Genomic DNA, 20,346 nt, shown 5'->3' on the forward strand with positions numbered 1-20,346 from the left:
CACGCAGATGGCGCGTCCGGTCGGAATCGATCTCGGTACGACGAACTCGGTGGTCTCCGTCCTGGAGGGCGGCGAGCCCACCGTCATCACCAACACGGAGGGTGCGCGGACCACGCCGTCGGTCGTCGCGTTCGCCAAGAACGGCGAGGTGCTGGTCGGCGAGGTCGCCAAGCGGCAGGCCGTGACGAACGTGGAGCGCACCGCGCGCTCGGTCAAGCGGCACATGGGGGACCATGCGTGGCGGTTCCCCGACCAGGGGGACGTCGACGGCAAGCGGTACACCGCGCAGGAGATCTCCGCGCGCGTGCTGCAGAAGCTGAAGCGGGATGCGGAGGCGTACCTCGGCGAGGACGTCACCGACGCGGTGATCACCGTGCCCGCGTACTTCGACGACGCCCAGCGTCAGGCGACCAAGGAGGCCGGCGAGATCGCGGGCCTGAACGTCCTGCGGATCATCAACGAACCGACGGCGGCGGCGCTGGCGTACGGGCTGGACAAGGAGAACGACCAGACGGTCCTCGTCTTCGACCTGGGCGGCGGCACCTTCGACGTGTCGCTGCTGGAGATGGGCGAGGGCGTGATCGAGGTGAAGGCCACCAACGGCGACACGCGTCTCGGCGGCGACGACTGGGACCAGCGGGTCGTGGACCACCTGGTCGCGCAGTTCAGGAACAACTACGGCGTGGACCTGGCCAAGGACAAGATGGCCGTGCAGCGGCTGCGGGAGGCGGCGGAGCGGGCGAAGATCGAGCTGTCGTCGTCCAGCGAGACCTCGATCAACCTGCCGTACATCACCGCGTCCGCGGAGGGTCCGCTGCACCTGGACGAGAAGCTCACCCGGGCCCAGTTCCAGCAGTTGACCGCGGATCTGCTGGAGCGCTGCAAGGCACCGTTCCACAACGCGATCAAGGACGCCGGGATCAAGGTGTCCGACATCGACCACGTGGTCCTGGTGGGCGGTTCGACGCGGATGCCGGCCGTGACCGAGCTGGTGAAGGAGCTGACCGGCAAGGAGCCGCACAAGGGCGTCAACCCGGACGAGGTGGTGGCCGTCGGCGCCAGCCTCCAGGCCGGTGTGCTCAAGGGCGAGGTCAAGGACGTCCTGCTGCTCGACGTCACCCCGCTGTCCCTCGGCATCGAGACCAAGGGCGGCATCATGACCAAGCTCATCGAGCGCAACACCACGATCCCGACCAAGCGCTCCGAGATCTTCACCACGGCCGAGGACAACCAGCCCTCGGTGACCGTGCAGGTCTACCAGGGCGAACGGGAGATCGCCGCGTACAACAAGAAGCTCGGCATGTTCGAGCTGAGCGGCATCGCGCCCGCCCCGCGCGGGGTGCCGCAGGTCGAGGTGGCCTTCGACATCGACGCCAACGGCATCATGCACGTCTCGGCGAAGGACCTCGGCACCGGCAAGGAGCAGAAGATGACGGTGACCGGCGGTTCGGCGCTGCCCCGCGACGACATCGACCGGATGGTCCGGGAGGCGGAGCAGCACGCGGAGGAGGACCGCGAGCGGCGGGAGGCGGCGGAGACGCGGAACCAGGCCGAGCAGCTCGTCTACTCCACCGAGAAGCTGATCAGGGAGAACGGCGACAAGATCCCGGCGGACGCGAAGTCCGAGACGGAGACGGCGCTGGCCGAACTGAAGGAGACGCTGAAGTCGCAGGACACGGCGGCGGTCCGGCAGGCCCTGGACCGTGCCGCGCAGGCCGCCCAGAAGATCGGTACGGCGCTGTACGAGCGGTCGCGCGGCGAGCAGGCCGGGCAGGCGGGCCAGGGCGGACAGGCCGGTGCCGGTGCCGGTGCCGGTGGTACGGCGGGCTCCGGCGGGGACGACGAGGTGGTGGACGCCGAGATCGTCGACGACGACAAGCCGGAGGCGGGCTGACGATGGACGGGGCGCGGACGCGGAGCGCGGACGAGGCGGAGCGCCTGCTGCGGGAGCGCACCGCCGATCTCCAGCGGGTGAAGGCGGAGTACGACAACTACCGCAAGCGGGTGCGGCGGGACCGCATGGCCGTGCGGGAGATCGCCGTCGCCAACGTGCTGACGGCTCTCCTGCCGGTGGTGGACGCCGTGGACCGGGCGTGCGCGCACGAGCCGCTGACCCCCGGCCTGAAGGACATCGCCGACACGCTGCGGACCCGGCTGGGCTCCCTGGGGCTGCAGACGTTCGGGGAGGAGGGCGAGCCGTTCGACCCGGCGTGCCACGAGGCGGTCGCACACCACGCGGCGCCGGGCGCGCGGCGACTGGTCTGCGCGGAGATCCTGCACCCCGGCTACCGCATCGGCGACCGCCTCCTGCGCCCCGCCCGTGTGACGGTGACGGGACCGCCGTGAGACCGGGGGCGGGCACCTCCGGCGAGCAACGGTGACCGCGGTGACCCCGGGGTGGGCGAGGGCGCCCCGGGAAGCGAAGTCCGCCTGGAGACCGGGGGTGGGGCGGGCGGTCGGGAGGCCGGTGTGTCCGGGGGCGCGGCGGGCGACCCGGCCGGTGGGCGGCCGGGGGCGGATCCGCCGTGACCGGGCGGCAGCCCACGGACCGGCACGGGCGCGCGGACCGGGCGGACCAGGCGGACCGGGCGGAGAGAGCGGAGAGAGCGGACTGGCCCGACCGGCCGGACAGGGCGAACGGGGCGGACGGAGCGGACAGGGCGGACGGAGCGGACCGGCGGCGCTGTGGCCGACGGCGCCGGTCCGAAAGACCGCACGGGCCACGCCGGCCAGGCTTGCCCGCGCCCCACGGACCCGGTCCGAAAGACCCCCCGGACCGCCGAGCCGGGTGTGGACGCACCCGGCCTGGTCAGTGTCGAACACACGCAGGTGAGGTGCCGTGTCCGTCGTCCGCGGAGCCGAGTCCGGTCGGCAGGCCGGAGATTCGGCCTGTCCATCTCATGGACGGACCATAGCCATCCGGCGGAACGCGGTGCTACAAATACCGCATGTCGGACGCACCCGTCCGATTCGGGCGCCTCTCATGGCGCACTGTGATCGGCAAGAGCCCCCGCAGCGTCGCCGGACAGGTCTTCCTGCTCCAGGTGGCGCTGGTGGTGCTGCTCGTGCTCTGCGCCGTCGTCGCTCTTGTACTGCAGTCGAAGCGGGACACCACCACGGAGGCCAGGCGGCGGTCCATAGCCGTCGCGCAGACCTTCGCCCACGCGCCGGGCCTGCTGCGCGCCCTGCAGAGCCCCGACCCGTCCCGTGTCCTCCAGCCGCTGACCGAGGCGGCACGCGGAACGGCGGGCGTGGACTTCATCGTGGTCATGAACACCCACGGCATCCGCTACACCCACCCCATACCCGACCGGATCGGCGAGCGGTTCGTGGGCAGGATAGGGCCCTCGCTGGCCGGGAAGGTCTACACCGAGAGCGTCCAGGGCCCACTGGGCCACGAGGTCCAGGCCACCGTGCCCGTGGACGACGCCCACGGCAAGGTCGTCGCCCTCGTCTCCGCCGGGCTGAAGGTCAAGCACGTCACCAGCGAGCTGGACCGGCAGCTGCCGATCATCCTCGCCGCGGGGGGCGGCGCCCTCGTGGTGTCGACCGGCGGCACGGCCCTGGTCGGCCGCAGGCTGCGGCGGCAGACCCACGGCCTCGGCCCGGACGAGATGACCCGCATGTACGAGCACCACGACGCGGTCCTGCACTCGGTGCGGGAGGGCGTCCTCATCATCGGCCCCGACGGCCGGCTGCTGCTCGCCAACGACGAGGCCCGGCGCCTGCTGGAGCTGCCCCCCGACGCCGAGGGGCGCACGGTGCGGGAGCTGTCGGAGCTCGACCCGGCGACGGCGGAGCTGCTCGCCTCCGGGCGCGAGGCCAGCGACGAGGTGCACTTCGCCAAGGGACGCCTGCTGGCGGTCAACCAGCGGCCCACGGACTACGCCGGCGGCCCCCGGGGCACCGTCGTGACGCTCCGCGACTCCACCGAGCTCCAGGCGGTGTCCGGCCGGGCCGAGGCCGCCCGCGAGCGGCTGGAGCTGCTGTACGACGCGGGGCTGTGCATCGGCAGCACCCTGGACGTGGTCCGCACCGCCGACGAACTCGCGCGGGTCGCCGTCCCCCGGTTCGCCGACTTCGTCACCGTCGACCTGGCCGACGCCGTCCTCCAGGGCGAGGAACCGGCGCCGACGGCGCACGACATCCGCCGGGTGGTCGTGAGCGGCATCCAGGACGACCATCCCCTCTACGAGCTGGGCCGGCTGATCGACTTCCTGCCCTCCACCCCCCAGGCGCGCGGCTACGGCGCCGGACGCGCGGAGCTGGTGACCGACCTGTCGCAGGCCGCGGGCTGGCATGCGCAGGACCCGGAGCGGACCCGGCGGATCCTCGACTACGGCATCCACTCGCTCATCGCCGCTCCCATCCGGGCGCGCGGTGTCGTGCTGGGCATGGCCAACTTCTGGCGGTCCAAGCGGGAGCCCTTCGACGCGGAGGAGCTGGCCCTGGCGGAGGAGCTGGTGACCCGGGCCGCGGTCAGCATCGACAACGCCCGCCGGTACACCCGCGAGCACGCCCTCGCGGTCACCCTGCAGCGCAGTCTGCTGCCCCGGGCCCTGCCCGAGCAGAGCGCCCTCGACGTCGGCTACCGCTATCTGCCGGCGCAGTCCGGGGTGAGCGGTGACTGGTTCGACGTGATCCCGCTGTCGGGCAGCCGGGTGGCGCTGGCCGTCGGTGACGTGGTCGGACACGGTCTGCACGCCGCCGCGACGATGGGCCGGCTGCGGACCGCGGTGCACAACTTCTCCACGCTCGACCTGCCGCCCGACGAGCTGCTCCAGCACGTGGACGACCTGGTCGGCCGCCTCGACCAGGACGAGCCCTGCCCGGAGAAGTCGGGCGAGATCGTCGGTGCCACCTGCCTGTACGCGATCTACGACCCGGTGACGCGCCGCTGTGTGATGGCCCGGGCCGGGCACCTCGCGCCCGCGCTGGTCCATCCCGACGGCAGCGTCACCTACCCCGACGTGCCGGCCGGGCCCCCGCTGGGCCTGGGCGGCCTGCCGTTCCAGACGGCCGAGCTGGAGCTGGCCGAGGGCAGCCAGCTGGTCCTGTACACCGACGGTCTGATCGAGGACCGCAGGCGTGACCTGGACGAGGGCATGGAGCTGCTGCGCCGGGCCCTGGCGGGTCACCCCGGCCGGTCGCCGGAGGAGAGCTGCCAGGCGGTGCTGGAGCAACTGCTGCCCGAGCGTCCCGGCGACGACGTCGCCCTGCTCGTCGCGCGCACCCGGGCCCTGCCGGCCGACCGGGTCGCCGACTGGGACGTGCCGCGCGACCCGGCCGCCGTGTCGGGGATGCGCGGGGTGGTCTCGGCGAAGCTGGCCGAGTGGGGACTGTCCGAGCTGGAGTTCGGCACGGAGCTGGTGCTGAGCGAGCTGATCACCAACGCGATCCGGTACGGCTCCGACCCGATCCATGTGCGGCTCATCCACGACCGCACGCTGATCTGCGAAGTGGCCGACGGCAGCAGCACCTCGCCGCATCTGCGGTACGCGGCGACGACCGACGAGGGCGGCCGGGGCCTGTTCCTGGTCTCGCAGCTCGCCGAGCGCTGGGGCACCCGCTACACACCCCAGGGCAAGGTGATCTGGGCGGAGCTGGCGGCACCGGATCTCACCCAGCTGCTCGGCGACTTCGCACACCTCGGGGACCTCGAAGACCTCGGGGACCTAGGGGACCTCGAGGACTGACGGTTCGGCCCGAGCGCGGCCGGCGCCCCGCAGAGCGCGCGACGACCCGCCCGGTGCCGGCCCAGCGGCGCGTACGCGCCGACACGCACACCGGCGGCCGTCGCCGCGCCCGCCCCGCCGCGCCCCCGGACGAGGCCCATGAGGAGGCGTAAGGGCCCGTGCCGGGGACACGGCGAAGGGCCGTACCCCCGCTGCCGGGGATACGGCCCTGGACGGCTGTGCCGTGCCCTTGCGCCTACTTGCGGATCAGGCTGCGCAGCACGTACTGCATGATGCCGCCGTTGCGGTAGTAGTCGGCCTCACCGGGGGTGTCGATGCGGACGACCGCGTCGAACTCGACACCGGTGTCGGTGGTGACCTTGACCGTGCGCGGCGTGCGGCCCTCGTTCAGCTCCGTGACGCCGGAGATGGAGAAGGTCTCCTCACCGGTCAGGCCGAGGGACTGGGCCGAGGCGCCCTCGGGGAACTGCAGCGGGAGCACGCCCATGCCGATGAGGTTGGAGCGGTGGATGCGCTCGTAGGACTCGGCGATGACGGCCTTGACGCCGAGCAGCGCGGTGCCCTTGGCCGCCCAGTCGCGGGACGAGCCGGAACCGTACTCCTTGCCGGCCAGGACGACCAGCGGGATGCCGGCGGCCTGGTAGTTCTGCGAGGCGTCGTAGATGAAGGAGACCGGGCCGCCGTCCTGCGTGAAGTCACGCGTGTAGCCGCCCTCGGTGCCCGGCGCGATCTGGTTGCGCAGGCGGATGTTGGCGAACGTACCGCGGATCATGACCTCGTGATTGCCGCGGCGGGAGCCGTAGCTGTTGAAGTCGCGGCGCTCGACGCCGTGCTCCGTGAGGTACTTGCCGGCCGGGGTGTCGGCCTTGATGGCGCCGGCCGGGGAGATGTGGTCGGTGGTGACCGAGTCGCCCAGCTTGGCCAGGACGCGGGCGCCGGAGATGTCCTCGACCGCGGCCGGCTCCATGCCCATGCCCTCGAAGTACGGGGGCTTGCGGACGTAGGTGGACTCCGGGTCCCACTCGAAGGTGTTGCCCGTCGGGACCGGCAGCGACTGCCACTGGGCGTCGCCTGCGAAGACGTCCTCGTAGGACTTGGCGAACATGTCCTCGCCGATGGCGTTGGCGACGACGTCGTTGACCTCGGCCTCGGTGGGCCAGATGTCCTTCAGGTAGACCGGGTTGCCGTCCTGGTCGGTGCCGAGGGCGTCACGGGTGATGTCCACCTTCATGGAGCCCGCGATGGCGTAGGCGACGACCAGCGGCGGGGACGCCAGGTAGTTCATCTTGACGTCGGGGTTGATGCGGCCCTCGAAGTTCCGGTTGCCGGAGAGGACCGAGGTGACCGCGAGGTCGTGGTCGTTGACGGCCTTGGAGACCTCCTCCGGCAGCGGACCGGAGTTGCCGATGCAGGTGGTGCAGCCGTAGCCGACGAGGTTGAAGCCCAGCTTGTCCAGGTACGGGGTGAGGCCGGCCTTCTCGAAGTAGTCGGTGACGACCTTCGAACCCGGGGCGAGGGTGGACTTCACCCACGGCTTGCGGGTGAGGCCCTTCTCGACCGCCTTCTTGGCGACCAGGGCGGCGCCGATCATGACGTACGGGTTGGAGGTGTTGGTGCAGGAGGTGATGGCCGCGACCGTCACCGCACCGTGGTCCAGCTCGTAGGTGGTGCCGTCGGGGGCGGTCACCGGGACCGGGTTGCTCGGGAAGCCGTTCGGGGCGACGGCCGGGGCGTCGGAGGCCGGGAAGGACTCCTTGCCCGCCTCGTCGATGTCGTCGACGTAGTTGCGGACGTCGAGCTTGAACTGCTCGGCGGCGTTCGCGAGGACGATGCGGTCCTGCGGGCGCTTCGGGCCGGCGATGGACGGGACGACGGTGGAGAGGTCCAGCTCCAGCTTCTCGGAGAAGTCGGGCTCGGCGGCCGGGTCCAGCCAGAGGCCCTGCTCCTTGGCGTAGGCCTCCACCAGGGCGACCTGCTGCGCGGAGCGGCCGGTCAGGCGCAGGTAGTTCAGGGTCTCGTCGTCGATCGGGAAGATCGCGGCGGTGGAGCCGAACTCCGGCGACATGTTGCCGATGGTGGCGCGGTTGGCGAGCGAGGTGGCGGCCACGCCCTCGCCGTAGAACTCGACGAACTTGCCGACGACGCCGTGCTTGCGCAGCATCTCGGTGATGGTGAGCACGAGGTCGGTGGCGGTGGTGCCGGGCTGGAGCTCACCGGTGAGCTTGAAGCCGACGACGCGCGGGATCAGCATGGAGACCGGCTGGCCGAGCATGGCGGCCTCGGCCTCGATGCCGCCGACGCCCCAGCCGAGGACGCCGAGGCCGTTGACCATGGTGGTGTGCGAGTCGGTGCCGACCAGGGTGTCCGGGTAGGCCTTGCCGTCGCGGACCATCACGACACGGGCCAGGTGCTCGATGTTCACCTGATGGACGATGCCGGTGCCCGGCGGGACGACCTTGAACTCGTCGAAGGCGGTCTGGCCCCAGCGCAGGAACTGGTAGCGCTCCTTGTTGCGGCCGTACTCCAGCTCGACGTTCTGCTTGAAGGCGTCGTTCGTGCCGAACTTGTCGGCGATGACGGAGTGGTCGATGACCAGCTCGGCCGGCGCCAGCGGGTTGATCTTGGCCGGGTCGCCGCCCAGCTCCTTCACGGCCTCACGCATCGTGGCGAGGTCCACGACGCAGGGCACGCCGGTGAAGTCCTGCATGATCACGCGGGCCGGCGTGAACTGGATCTCCTGGGAGGGCTGGGCCTGGGAGTCCCAGGTGCCGAGGGCGCGGATGTGGTCGGCGGTGATGTTCGCGCCGTCCTCCGTGCGGAGCAGGTTCTCCAGCAGGACCTTGAGGCTGTACGGCAGGCGGGCCGAGCCCTCCACCTTGTCCAGCCGGAAGATCTCGTACGACTCGTCGCCCACCTGCAGCGTGCTGCGGGCGTCGAAGCTGTTCGCCGACACGACAGTCTCCTTCATTGATGTGCGCGTACCACCGTCAATCGTGCCGCCACGCCGGCTTGGCCGAACCAGTAAGGTCAGGCTAAGTTAGGCATGCCTTACTGGAGTGGCGGCTACGGTGCGCCTCGGCAGATATCTCGATGTCGAGATAACTCTAGTACATGGGCGCCGTCCGGTCATGCCCGACCCGGGTCCCGGGGCCCCGTACACCGCGCGCCGCACCACGCCGGCGGACCCGCGCCGCCGGCCGGGCCCCCGGACGGCCGGGGCGGCCCTCGGGCGGCCGGGGCGCACACCGCGGCCTGCCCCGCCTCCCCGGTCACCCGGCGTGCTCAGGAGCGACCAGCCCTGACAGTCCGTCACCGACATCACCCGAATGGACCCCCTGACGGGCGTCATCTCATATGTGAGATAGCCTCAGCCTCATGTCAGACGACTACCTCGTACGCATCGGCAAGCTCATCCGTGACGCCCGGCAGCACCGGGGCTGGACACAGGCGCAGCTCGCGGAGGCGCTCGGAACCAGCCAGAGCGCCGTCAATCGCATCGAGCGCGGCAACCAGAACATCAGCCTTGAGATGATCGCCCGAATCGGTGAAGCCCTGGACAGCGAGATCGTGTCGCTGGGCTACGCGGGTCCGATGCATCTGCGTGTGGTCGGCGGCCGCCGTCTGTCCGGCGCCATCGACGTCAAGACCAGCAAGAACGCCTGCGTGGCGCTGCTGTGCGCCTCGCTGCTGAACAAGGGGCGCACGGTGCTGCGCCGTGTGGCGCGGATCGAGGAGGTCTACCGCCTGCTGGAGGTGCTCAACTCCATCGGTGTGCGCACCCGCTGGATCAACGACGGGGTCGACCTCGAAATCGTCCCGCCCGCCGAGCTGGAGATGGACGCGATCGACGCGGAGGCCGCCGTCCGCACCCGCTCGATCATCATGTTCCTCGGCCCGCTGCTGCACCGCATGGACGCGTTCAAGCTGCCGTACGCCGGCGGCTGCGACCTGGGTACGCGGACCATCGAGCCGCACATGATCGCGCTGCGCCGGTTCGGCCTGGACGTCGCGGCCACCGAGGGCCACTACCACGCCCGGGTCGACCGCTCCGTCCGCCCCGACCGGCCGATCGTGCTGACCGAGCGCGGCGACACGGTGACCGAGAACGCGCTGCTGGCCGCCGCCCGGCACGACGGCGTGACGGTCATCCGCAACGCCTCCTCCAACTACATGGTCCAGGACCTGTGTTTCTTCCTGGAGGCGCTGGGCGTCAGGGTGGAGGGCATCGGCACCACCACGCTCACCGTGCACGGCGTGCCGGACATCGACGTGGACGTCGACTACTCCCCCTCCGAGGACCCGGTCGAGGCGATGAGCCTGCTGGCCGCCGCCGTGGTCACCGAGTCGGAGCTGACGGTGCGCCGGGTGCCCATCGAGTTCCTGGAGATCGAGCTGGCGGTCCTGGAGGAGATGGGCCTCGACCACGACCGCTCGCCGGAGTACTGCGCGGACAACGGCCGCACCCGCCTGGTCGACCTCACGGTCCGCCCCTCCAAGCTGGAGGCGCCGATCGACAAGATCCACCCGATGCCGTTCCCCGGCCTGAACATCGACAACGTCCCGTTCTTCGCGGCCATCGCCGCGTCGGCGCAGGGCAAGACCCTCATCCACGACTGGGTCTACGACAACCGGGCCATCTACCTGACCGACCTCAACCGCCTCGGCGGACGGCTCCAGCTCCTGGACCCGCACCGGGTGCTGGTCGAGGGCCCGACCCGCTGGCGCGCCGCCGAGATGATGTGCCCGCCGGCCCTGCGCCCCGCGGTGGTCGTTCTGCTGGCGATGATGGCGGCAGAGGGCACGTCGGTGCTGCGCAACGTCTACGTCATCAACCGCGGCTACGAGGACCTGGCAGAGCGCCTGAACTCGATCGGAGCGCAGATCGAGATCTTCCGGGACATCTGAGGGTCCCGGGAGAGGGCGCCGCCAACCCCCTCCTGACCCGCGTATACGTCAGCCAGGAGGGGCACGGGGGACGCCGTCCGCGAGGCCGTGGGGCGGGGCTGACGCGGTCAGCCGGAGCCGCCGTCCGCCGCCGGCGCGGAACTCGCCGGCGGCGGACGGTGGTTTGGCGGGGAGCGGGTGCGGTCACTCGGGGAGCGCGAGCGGCCCGTTGCGACGGGTCCTCGCCTGTGCGATGCACCGGCCAGGCGCATCGGGAGCCAGTCCGGTGTCGCAGCCGGGCGGAACAGAAGGCGATCGATGACGACGATCGGTGTCGAAGAGGAGTACCTGCTGCTCGACCCGGTCACGGGTCTACCGGTACCCGCGGCGGACAAGGTGCGGGCCGCGGCCGGCCTGGGGCATCTCGTGGCCGACCAGGAGGTGCACTGCGAGCTGCTTCAGGCGCAGGTGGAGGTGGCCACCCCGGTGTGCAGCACGCTGGAGGAGGTCGGCGGACACCTGCTCCGGCTGCGGCACGCCGTCGGGGCGGCCGCCGAGGCGCACGGCTGCCGGGTCGCGGCGTGCGCCACTCCCCCGCTGCGCCACGGCCGCCCCGTGGCCGTCACCGACCAGGCCCGGTACCGGGCCATGCTCACCCAGGCGCCCCAGCTCGTGGCGGAGCAGCTGGTCAACGGCATGCACGTGCACGTCGGCGTACCCAGCCGGGACACCGGTGTGCAGATCCTGAACCGGATCCGGGTGTGGCTGCCGGCCCTGACCGCCCTGTCCGCGAACTCCCCGCTGTGGGACGGCCACGACACCGGCTTCGCCAGCTGGCGCACCGTGATCTTCAGTCGCTGGCCGGTCAGCGGCATGCCCCCGCACTTCGCCGACATCGCCGATCACGACCGGCGCGTGCGGCAGCTGCTGGACAGCGGTCTGATCTCGGACACCGGTCAGCTGTACTGGCAGGCCCGGCTCTCGGCCCGGTACCCCACCGTCGAGGTGCGCTGCCTCGACGTGCAGTTGCGCGCGGACGACGCCGTGATGCTCGCGGGTCTCGTCCGGGCCCTAGTGGAGACGGTGCTCGCGGAGGCCGCCGCCGGCGCTCCGGCCCTCGACTGCGACCAGGAGCTGCTGCAGGCGAGCATGTGGCACGCGGCCCGCCACGGACTGAGCAGCACCCTGGTCGATCCGGGCGGCCGGCAGCGCCGGGCCGGCGAGATGCTGTACGAACTGCTGCGCTACGTCGCTCCCGCACTCGACGCGTCCGGCGACAACCGGCAGGTGACGGCACTCGTGCACCGGCTTCTGCAGGACGGCACCGGCGCGGACCGGCAGCGCGCCGCCCTGGCCGAAGGCGGCCTGCCCGCGGTCACCGACCTGATCCTCGCCCAGAGCACCGTGCCCTGAGAGCCCTGAGCACCGCGCCCTGAGAGGTGCCGGCGGCGCACTCACCGTCGCCCGATCGCTCCGAAGGCGTGTCCGCGGGCAGGGAGCCGCAGTGGACGTGGTGCGCGCTCGAGCATGCCCCGGCGGGTACCCGCGACGACCGCCCTCACCCGCGTGGCCGGTCTCCTTCGACCCCTCGCCCGCGGGTCATTCACCCGTCACCTTCTCGACCAGTGCGCCGTAGGCCAGTTGCAGGGCGTCCGCCCCGGCAAGGGCCGCGAGCGTGCCCATGGCGGTGCGGGTCGCGCGTGGCCAGAGGAGCTGGCCGGCGGTGAGGGTGGAGGCCACCCAGACACTCATGCAGAAGGGGCAGGTGGCCAGCTCCCCGAGGGTGTGCCTGCCGTTCTCGGGCTGTGCCTCCTCGTGCAGTTCGGCCGGGCCCTGCGGGGCGACGTACCGGGTGAAGGGAGCGCGCAGCGGGCTGGTGACCGATGCCTTGGTCAGCAGCCGGCTGAGCCGGAACGTGGCGACCGAGGCCAGGACGACGTCCCACGGCTCGGGCCGGTCGGGCAGCGGCCGGCCGCGCAGCCGTACGGCGGTGGCCCAGGCCGCCGTGTACGTGGCGAAGCCCGCCATGGCCGCGAGGTAGCCGCCCAGCGGGCGGTCGTGCCCTGCCGCGTACCGCCTTCCGGTCCGCCGCAGCAGCCCGTTCAGACGTCCCGCGAGGCGGCCGTCAGCCATCGTGTCCATGGGCTCCCGTTCCCGTGCGCCGGCGTCCCGTTTCGGCCGCGTCGCCGGCCTGCCCGTCCCCGTCCTGCCGGCGCAGGCGTATCTCGACGTGGCCGTCGGTGATCCGGGTGTCGAAGGCCGGCTGGGGCGCGGTGGCCGGGCCGCGGACGTTCCAGCCGTCCGAGAGCCGGAAGACGCTTCCGTGCCAGGGGCACCGGACGCATCCGTCGCTGACCGTGCCCTCGGAGAGCGGCCCGGCGAGGTGGCTGCACCGCTCGGCCAGGGCGTGGACGGCCCCGCCGGGTTCCCGGACGACCAGGACCGGGACGTCGTCCACGCTGCGCCGCACGGGCCGGTCGGCCGGGAACTCGGCCACGGCTCCGATCCGGTGCCAGCCCCCGGTGACGACGTGCGGTACCTCTTCGGCGTGGTTGGCGCCGGACGCCTGGCGGTAGGCCAGGTGGCCGCCCAGCATGCCGCCGGCCGCGACCGCCGCCAGCCCGAGGAAGCCGTAGGTCCGGCCCGCGGCGCCGCGCCCCCTGACGCGGCAGCCGAGCGAGGCGGCGTACAGACCGACGGCGGCCGAGTTCGCGAGGGCGTGCACCAGTCCGACACGCTGCTGCTGGCGGTGCAGCTCCGCCCAGTCGACCCAGCCCGCGAGGGCCGCGGGCGCGGCGGAGGCCAGGCCGACGCCGACCAGGAGGCCCGCCTCGCGGGAGCGGCCGGGGTACAGGTCCAGTACCGCCGCCGACAGCCAGCTGCCGATCGGCACCTGCACCATCAGCGGATGCACCGGGTGTCCCAGCCACCTGCCGTGCAGGAGGTCGCGTCCTTCGCCGAGCGGCAGGGCCTGCACCCCCTTGCGGATCGCGTCGATCACCGCGTCGGCCCTGGGCTCCCGCTCCAGGCGGTCCAGCAGCCGCAGAAGGCGGTTGCGCCCTGTTCGGGGGTGGCGTGACGTAGAGCTCATGGTCGGCCGGGTCCCCACCCCCGCCGGCCGCAAACGGAGCGGGACGGGGACTCGTACGGCTTGGGCACGCACCGCGGAGGGCGGTGGGCGCGGGCCCGCTTCGCCTTCGGAGCGGGAGACGGACGAGCGGGACGTCCCGGCGCAGGAGGAAGGGGGTCGCGGTCCGGCACGTCCGGCGGGTACACCGACGTGGCCCTGGAGGAATGAGCGGAGTCCGAGGGGCGCCCCGGCTGGCACTCGCCGGCCCGGCTTCGATCAGGGCCGCGCCGTGACGCAGGGCCGGGCGGCCGGGGCCAACGGGTTCCGGTGGCTCCGCTCACCGTGTGCCGAGGACCGCCCCGGCGAGTCGGAGTGGCGCCGCCGCCCGGCCGCGCGGCTGCCGGGGGCGTTCGTACGTGATGTCGCGCGCCGGCCGCGGCCGGGTACCGGCCGGCACGTCGCACACCGTCCGCCTCGGCGTCCACGGCCGGTGATCCCGGTGTCGGCGGGGAACGCCGGCACACCAGGCTCCCGTATGCGGCCACGGCCACGTCCGGCGCCGGGCAATGCCGCAGGCGGTGCTCCTTGGGATGGGTGGGTGGTCCGGGGCGCAGCCGTTCGGGTGAGGCGTGGCCGGGGGGCCCGTCGGGCGGAAACCAAGGAATACGGAGCCATCGGCGCCTCGGGGCGCGGTGAATGCGGGTGATGCGAAGTGGCAGCCTGCTGTGCCCCTCGCCAGACTGAAACCGATGGTTCCTGATCAGGATCCGTCCGGCCGGCCATTGGCGATCCAGACGCCTTCAGGAGATGTGATGGTGGAGCAGTCCTCCGAGGTCCCCATATCCCGGCCCGACGAACTTGCCGTCTCCCTGGGCGACATAGGGTCGGACACGGTGGGGACCGAGCGGAAACTCGCGGAAACCCTGGCCGAGGTCACCGGCTGCGACCACGTTCCGGCCGAAAGCAACTTCTTCACCGACCTCGGGGCGAATTCCCTGGTGATGGCCCAGTTCTGTGCCCGGCTGAGGAAAAACCCGGATCTTCCCTCACCGTCCATGCGGGACATCTATCGGCATCCCACGATTCGGAGCCTGACGGCGGCCCTCGTCCAGGAGGCTCCCGCCGAGACGGCCGCGCCGGTGCCCGAGCCCGCGGCCTCCCCCGCTCCGGTGACGCGCGTGAACCCCGTCCACCATCTGCTGTGCGGGACGGCCCAGCTGCTGATCTTCCTGGTGTACTCCCTCGTCTGGGGATTCGTCACCGCCCGGGGGTACGAGTGGATCGCCGCCGGTTCCGGGTTCGTCGGCATTTACGTGCGGTCGCTGCTGTTCGGCGGTATCGGTTTCCTCGCCTTGTGCGCCTTCCCGGTCGTCGCGAAATGGCTGCTCGTCGGCCGTTGGAAACCGGGTGAGTTCCCCCTCTGGGGAGCGGCGTACCTGCGTTTCTGGCTGGTGAAGGTGCTGCTGCACGCGAATCCGATGGTGTTCTTCGTCGGAACGCCGCTGTACGTGCTGTATCTGCGGGCGCTGGGCGCGCGGATCGGCAAGGGCGTCACGATCCTGTCCCGCTCGGTCCCGGTCTGCACCGACCTGCTGACGGTCGGCGCCGGCACGGTGATCCGCAAGGACACGTTCTTCCTCTGCTACCGGGCCCACGCGGGCCGGATCCAGACCGGCCGGGTCACGCTGGGCCGGGACGTGTACATCGGTGAGAAGACCATCCTGGACATCGACACCTCGCTGGGCGACGCCGCCCAGCTGGGTCATTCCTCCGCTCTGCACAGCGGCCAGGCGGTGCCGGCCGGCGAGCGCCGGCACGGTTCCCCGGCGGAGCCGGCCCAGGTCGACTACGTGCGGGTCCCGCCGGTCAGGTGCGGCACCGTGCGCCGGACCTGGTACGGCGTCGTCATGCTGCTGCAGACGGTCTTCCTGTACCTGCCGCTCACCCTCGGCGGCGTGTACATGTTCTTCACCGAGGTCCCGGCGATCGGCGAGCGGCTCGATCCGCGGACGGCGGTGCTGACCCGGCCGGAGCTGATCCCGGACGCGCTCGGCATCTCGCTGGCCCTGTTCTGCGGCTACCTCGTCCTGGGCCTCGTGGCCCTGTGCACCGTTCCGCGTCTGCTGGGTCTGTTCGTCAAACCCGACCGGGTGTATCCCCTCTACGGATTCCACTACACCCTGCACCGCGCGGCGGCGCGCATGACGAACATCAAGTTCTTCGCCTGGCTCTTCGGTGACAGCTCGTACATCGTGCATTATCTGCGCGGACTGGGCTACAACCTGTCACGGGTGGAACAGACCGGATCGAATTTCGGCACCGAGATGCAGCACGAGACGCCTTTCATGGTCACGGTCGGCAGCGGGACGATGATCGCCGACGGACTCTCCGTCATCAACGCCGACTACTCCAGCACGTCCTTCCGGGTGTCCCGGGTGGAGATCGGTCCGCGCAATTTCCTGGGCAACAACATCGCGTATCCCGTGGGCGGCAGGACGGGCGAGAACTGCCTTCTCGCGACCAAGGTGATGATCCCCCTCGACGGCGAGGTACGCGAAGGCGTGGGACTGCTCGGTTCGCCGTGTTTCGAGATTCCCCGCTCGGTGGACCGGGACGCCCGGTTCGATCATCTTCGGGAAGGCGACGAACTGCGCCGCCACCTCAGCGCGAAGAACCGCTACAACCTGCGCTCGATGGCCCTGATGCTGTGCATGCGCTGGTTCCTCGTCTTCGCGCTCACCCTGTTCGGACTCGTCTCCGTGGACCTGTACGGCGTGGTCGGGCACGTGGTGATCGCCCTGTACCTGGCGATGACGCTCGCGTTCTCCACCGGCTATTACATCCTCGTGGAGCGCTGCCTGACGAGATTCCGCGCACTCACTCCGCAGTTGTGCTCCATTTACCACCCGATTTTCTGGTGGCACGAGCGCGTGTGGAAAATGCCGAGCCATTACCTCAACATCTTCAACGGGACTCCTTTCAAGGCCCTGGTCTGGCGGCTGCTGGGCGTGCGCATCGGCCGCCGGGTGTTCGACGACGGCTGCTACATGACCGAACGGACCCTGGCCACCGTCGGCGACGAGTGCACCCTCAACGCCGGCAGCAAGATCCAGTGCCACTCCCAGGAGGACGGCACGTTCAAGTCCGACGGCACCACGCTCGGCGCGGGCTGCACGCTCGGCGTCGGCGCCCATGTGCACTACGGCGTGACCATGGGCGACGGCGCGGTCCTGGCACCCGATTCCTTCCTCATGAAAGGCGAGGAAGTCCCCCCGAACGCTCAGTGGGGCGGCAACCCGGCCGTGGACATGCCCGGGGCCGGCCATCGGCCCGGCGGCACGGCCCGGGCCCTGGAAGCGACCGACGCCCCCGCGTCCGTCACGAGATGAGGAAGGCCCTGTCGATGGGAACGCGCGTGGATGCGGTGGATGCGGTGGAGGCCGTGGAGGCGGGCCGGGAGTTCTGGAGCCGTGTGCTGACCGCGGGCGGCAGCACCGCCGTGCCGCGGTGGGTCCGGGAGCCGGCCCCGGGAGTGTCGGAGCAGGAGACGCCGGTCCCGGACGACGTGGTGACCTCGGTGCGCGCACTGGTGCGGCGGTCGGGACTGCCGCTGAGCGCGCTGCTGCTGGCGGCGCACGCCAAGGTGCTGGCCGCGCTGTCCGGCGAGCGCGAGGTGGTCACGGGGTACGCCGCCGGAGTGCGCGGCGAGCCGCTGCCGCTGCGGCTGACCGTGCCGCCGGGGTCCTGGCGGGCCCTGGTGTCGGCCGCCGGGCGCGCCGAGGCGGAGGTGCTGGCGCACCGGGAGTTCCCGGTGCCGCGACTGCGCCGGGAACTGGGGGTGACCGAGCCGCCGTACGAGGTGGTGTTCGGCCCCATGGACGCCGAGGAGTACCACCACGACGACGGTGTGCTCCAGGTGCGCTGGTGCGACCTGGGCGGCCGGCTGAAGCTGCGCCTGCGCCACCGCACGGACGTGCTGGACGCGGAGGGCGCGGACCGTATCGGCGGCTACCACCTGAAGGCGCTGCGGCTGCTGGCGGCCGATCCGGACGCCGACCACACCCAGCAGAGCCTGCTGTCGGCCGTGGAGGTGCGGGAGCAGCTGGAAGGGCTGGCGGGGCCGGACCGGGCGCTGCCGGACGCCCGCGCGCACGAGCTGTTCGAGCAGCAGGTGCGGACGCGTCCGCGGGCGGTGGCCGCGGTGCACGGCGAGCGGGAGTGGACGTACGGGGAACTGAACGCGCGGGCCAACCGGCTGGCGCGGGCACTTCTGGCGCGCGGGGTGGGCCGGGAGGACGTGGTCGCCGTCGTCACCGAGCGCAACCTCGACTGGCTGGCGGCGACGCTGGCGGTGTTCAAGGCGGGCGGGGCGTACCTGCCGATCGAGCCGCACTTCCCGGCCGGCCGCATCGCGGCGACGCTGTCGCGGGCGGGGTGCCGGCTGGTCCTCACCGAGTCCGGCAGCACCGGGACCCTGGACGAGGCGCTGGCCACCGTAGCGGACACCGAGAAGCTGCTGGTGGAGACGGCGTACGCGGAACCGCACGCCGACGACGACCTCGGGGTGCGGGTCGACCCCGATCAGCTCGCCTACCTCTTCTTCACTTCCGGCTCCACCGGTGAGCCGAAGGGCGCGATGTGCGAGCACGCCGGTCTGCTCAACCACCTGTACGCCAAGATCGACGATCTGGGGATCGGGGAGGGCTCCGTGGTGGCGCAGACCGCCCCGCAGTGCTTCGACATCTCCCTGTGGCAGCTGGTGTCCGCGCTGCTGGTCGGCGGGCGGACCCTGCTGATCGGCCAGGACGTGGTCGTGGACGTGGAGCGCTTCGTCGACACGCTGGTGCGGGGCCGGGTCGCCGTGACCCAGCTCGTGCCCTCCTACCTGGAGGTCGTGGTCTCGTACCTGGAGCAGCACCCGCGGGAGCTGCCGGACCTGCGGTGGGTGTCGGTGACCGGTGAGGCGCTCAAACGGGAGCTGGTGCAGCGCTGGTTCGCGCTCCAGCCGGGCATCAGGCTGCTCAACGCCTACGGCCTGACGGAGACCTCGGACGACACCAACCACGAGGTCCTGGACGGCGTCCCCGACCGCGTGCTGCTGGGACGCGCGGTCAACAACGTGCGCGTGTACGTCGTGGACGAGCAGCTGGCTCTGGTGCCGCTCGGCGCTCCCGGGCTGATCGCCTTCTCCGGAGTCTGTGTGGGCCGGGGGTACGTCAACGATCCGGAGCGGACCCGGGAGGCCTACCGGACGGACCCGTACCGGCCCGGGGAGCGGCTGTACCTGGGCGGTGACTGGGGCCGCTGGCACCCCGGCGGCAAGCTGGAGTTCCTCGGCCGCCGGGACAGCCAGGTCAAGATCCGCGGCTTCCGGATCGAGATCGGCGAGATAGAGAACACCCTGCTGCGGGTGGACGGGGTGCGCGACGGTGCGGTGGTCGTCGTCGAGCGGGGCGGCGGGAACACGCAGCTGATCGCCTTCCACTCCGGCCGGCGTCACGAGCCGGACGTGCTGCGCGAGGCGCTCGCGGCGGCCCTGCCCGCCTACATGGTCCCGGCGGCCTTCCACTGGCGGGAGAGCCTGCCGCTGACCGCCAACGGCAAGATCGACCGCAAGGCCCTGACCGCCGAGGCCGCGCGGACCGGCACCGAGGCCGCGGCCGGCGCGGACCGGGAGGCGCTCAGCCCGAGCGAGCGGCGGCTGGCGGCGGCCTGGGCCGAACTGCTGGGCGTGCCCGAGCACCGGATCGGCCGGACGGACCACTTCTTCGACTCGGGCGGCACCTCCCTGTCGGCCGTCAAGCTCAGCATCGCGCTCGACCGCGCGGTGTCCCTGCGGGACATCACCCGGCACCCGGTGCTCGCCGATCTGGCCGCCCTCCTCGACGGTGCCGCCCGGCAGCGCCCGGAGCTGCTCCAGCCGCTGTCGGAAGCGGACGGCTCCCCCGGGTGCGCGCTGGTCTGCTTCCCCTACGCGGGCGGCAACGCGGTGAACTACCGGCCGATGGCGGCGGCGCTGGCGGGCAGCGGCACGGCGGTCCTCGCGGTGGACCTGCCCGGCCACGACCTGGCCGCGCACCGGGAGCCGTTCGCGTCGGTCGCGGACGTCGCCGCGCAGGTGGCCGACGAGATCACGGCGCGCGGCCTGACCCGGGTCATGCTGTGGGGCCACTCCTCGGGCGCCGCGCCGGCCCTGGAGACGGCGAGGACGCTCCAGGAGCGCGGGGTGCGGGTCGCCCGGGTGTTCCTCGGGGCGCAGCTGCTCGGCACGGCCGAGGAGCGCGGTGCCGCCGTCACCGGGCTGACGAGCCTGAGCGACGCGGAGATCGCGGCGCGGCTGACCGCGGACAGCGGCTACACCGTGCTCGCCGAACTGAACGCGCGGCACGCCGAGCACATCGGTGCCGCCTACCGGCACGACTGCGTGTCCGCCCACCGCTACTTCCAGGCGGTCCTGAAGGCCCCGCCGCCGGTGAAGCTGGCCGCGCCGGTCTCGGTGGTGGTCGCCGCCGACGACCCGCACACCGCCGGCCACGCCGAGCACCACCGCGACTGGCTGCTGCTGGCCGAGCACGTGGACCTGCACGAACTGGCCGACGGAGGCCACTACTTCCTCCGCACCCGGCCGGCCGAGGCCGCGCACGCGGTGCTGAGCGCGGCCGTCCCCCTGGCCTCCACCTGACCCGTACGTCCACA

The 20,346-nt window shown here is 71.9% G+C and carries 10 protein-coding genes; 7 read left to right on the forward strand and 3 right to left on the reverse strand.

Annotated features, from left to right (window positions below):
- Positions 1-7 precede the first annotated feature (7 nt).
- From dnaK to LG395_RS02630, 3 genes are all read left to right on the forward strand, one after another.
- On the forward strand, positions 8-1,894 hold the full coding sequence (gene dnaK, locus LG395_RS02620) for a molecular chaperone DnaK (RefSeq protein ID WP_225808277.1): 1,887 nt from the start codon (positions 8-10) through the stop codon (positions 1,892-1,894).
- A gap of 2 nt (positions 1,895-1,896) precedes the next feature.
- A complete protein-coding gene (gene grpE, locus LG395_RS02625; protein WP_225808278.1) occupies positions 1,897-2,346 on the forward strand; it encodes a nucleotide exchange factor GrpE in 450 nt (149 codons plus the stop codon).
- Between the two features lie 602 nt (positions 2,347-2,948).
- The gene (locus tag LG395_RS02630) at positions 2,949-5,696 is read left to right on the forward strand and encodes a SpoIIE family protein phosphatase (RefSeq protein WP_225808279.1); all 2,748 of its coding nucleotides are present in this window, start codon (positions 2,949-2,951) and stop codon (positions 5,694-5,696) included.
- A gap of 235 nt (positions 5,697-5,931) precedes the next feature.
- On the opposite strand, the gene acnA is transcribed toward LG395_RS02630, so the two are convergent.
- Positions 5,932-8,649, reverse strand: a complete 2,718-nt coding sequence (gene acnA, locus LG395_RS02635; protein ID WP_308071203.1) for an aconitate hydratase AcnA — start codon at positions 8,647-8,649, stop codon at positions 5,932-5,934.
- Positions 8,650-9,071: 422 nt separating this feature from the next.
- On the opposite strand from acnA, the gene LG395_RS02640 reads away from it, so the two are divergent.
- Both LG395_RS02640 and LG395_RS02645 read left to right on the forward strand, forming a co-directional pair.
- Positions 9,072-10,601 (forward strand): helix-turn-helix domain-containing protein, encoded by a 1,530-nt coding sequence (locus LG395_RS02640; protein ID WP_171151902.1) that lies wholly within the window; start codon positions 9,072-9,074, stop codon positions 10,599-10,601.
- A 297-nt stretch (positions 10,602-10,898) separates the two neighbouring features.
- The gene (locus LG395_RS02645; protein ID WP_171151904.1) at positions 10,899-11,993 is read left to right on the forward strand and encodes a carboxylate-amine ligase; all 1,095 of its coding nucleotides are present in this window, start codon (positions 10,899-10,901) and stop codon (positions 11,991-11,993) included.
- A 186-nt stretch (positions 11,994-12,179) separates the two neighbouring features.
- Here the strand turns inward: LG395_RS02645 and LG395_RS02650 are convergent, their stop codons facing one another.
- A complete protein-coding gene (locus tag LG395_RS02650; protein ID WP_225808281.1) occupies positions 12,180-12,722 on the reverse strand; it encodes a DUF1360 domain-containing protein in 543 nt (180 codons plus the stop codon).
- Positions 12,706-13,671, reverse strand: a complete 966-nt coding sequence (locus tag LG395_RS02655; protein WP_225808282.1) for a Rieske (2Fe-2S) protein — start codon at positions 13,669-13,671, stop codon at positions 12,706-12,708. Before LG395_RS02655 ends, LG395_RS02650 begins: the two co-directional genes overlap by 17 nt.
- A 791-nt stretch (positions 13,672-14,462) precedes the next feature.
- Here LG395_RS02655 and LG395_RS02660 point away from each other — a divergent pair.
- Both LG395_RS02660 and LG395_RS02665 read left to right on the forward strand, forming a co-directional pair.
- On the forward strand, positions 14,463-17,039 hold the full coding sequence (locus LG395_RS02660; protein WP_225808283.1) for a Pls/PosA family non-ribosomal peptide synthetase: 2,577 nt from the start codon (positions 14,463-14,465) through the stop codon (positions 17,037-17,039).
- A 14-nt stretch (positions 17,040-17,053) separates the two neighbouring features.
- Positions 17,054-20,332: a non-ribosomal peptide synthetase gene (locus LG395_RS02665; RefSeq protein WP_225808284.1), complete on the forward strand. Its 3,279-nt coding sequence runs from the start codon at positions 17,054-17,056 to the stop codon at positions 20,330-20,332.
- Positions 20,333-20,346: the final 14 nt, after the last annotated feature.

This window comes from Streptomyces spinosus, from assembly GCF_020400655.1.
Taxonomy (GTDB): Bacteria; Actinomycetota; Actinomycetes; order Streptomycetales; family Streptomycetaceae; genus Streptomyces; species Streptomyces argyrophylli.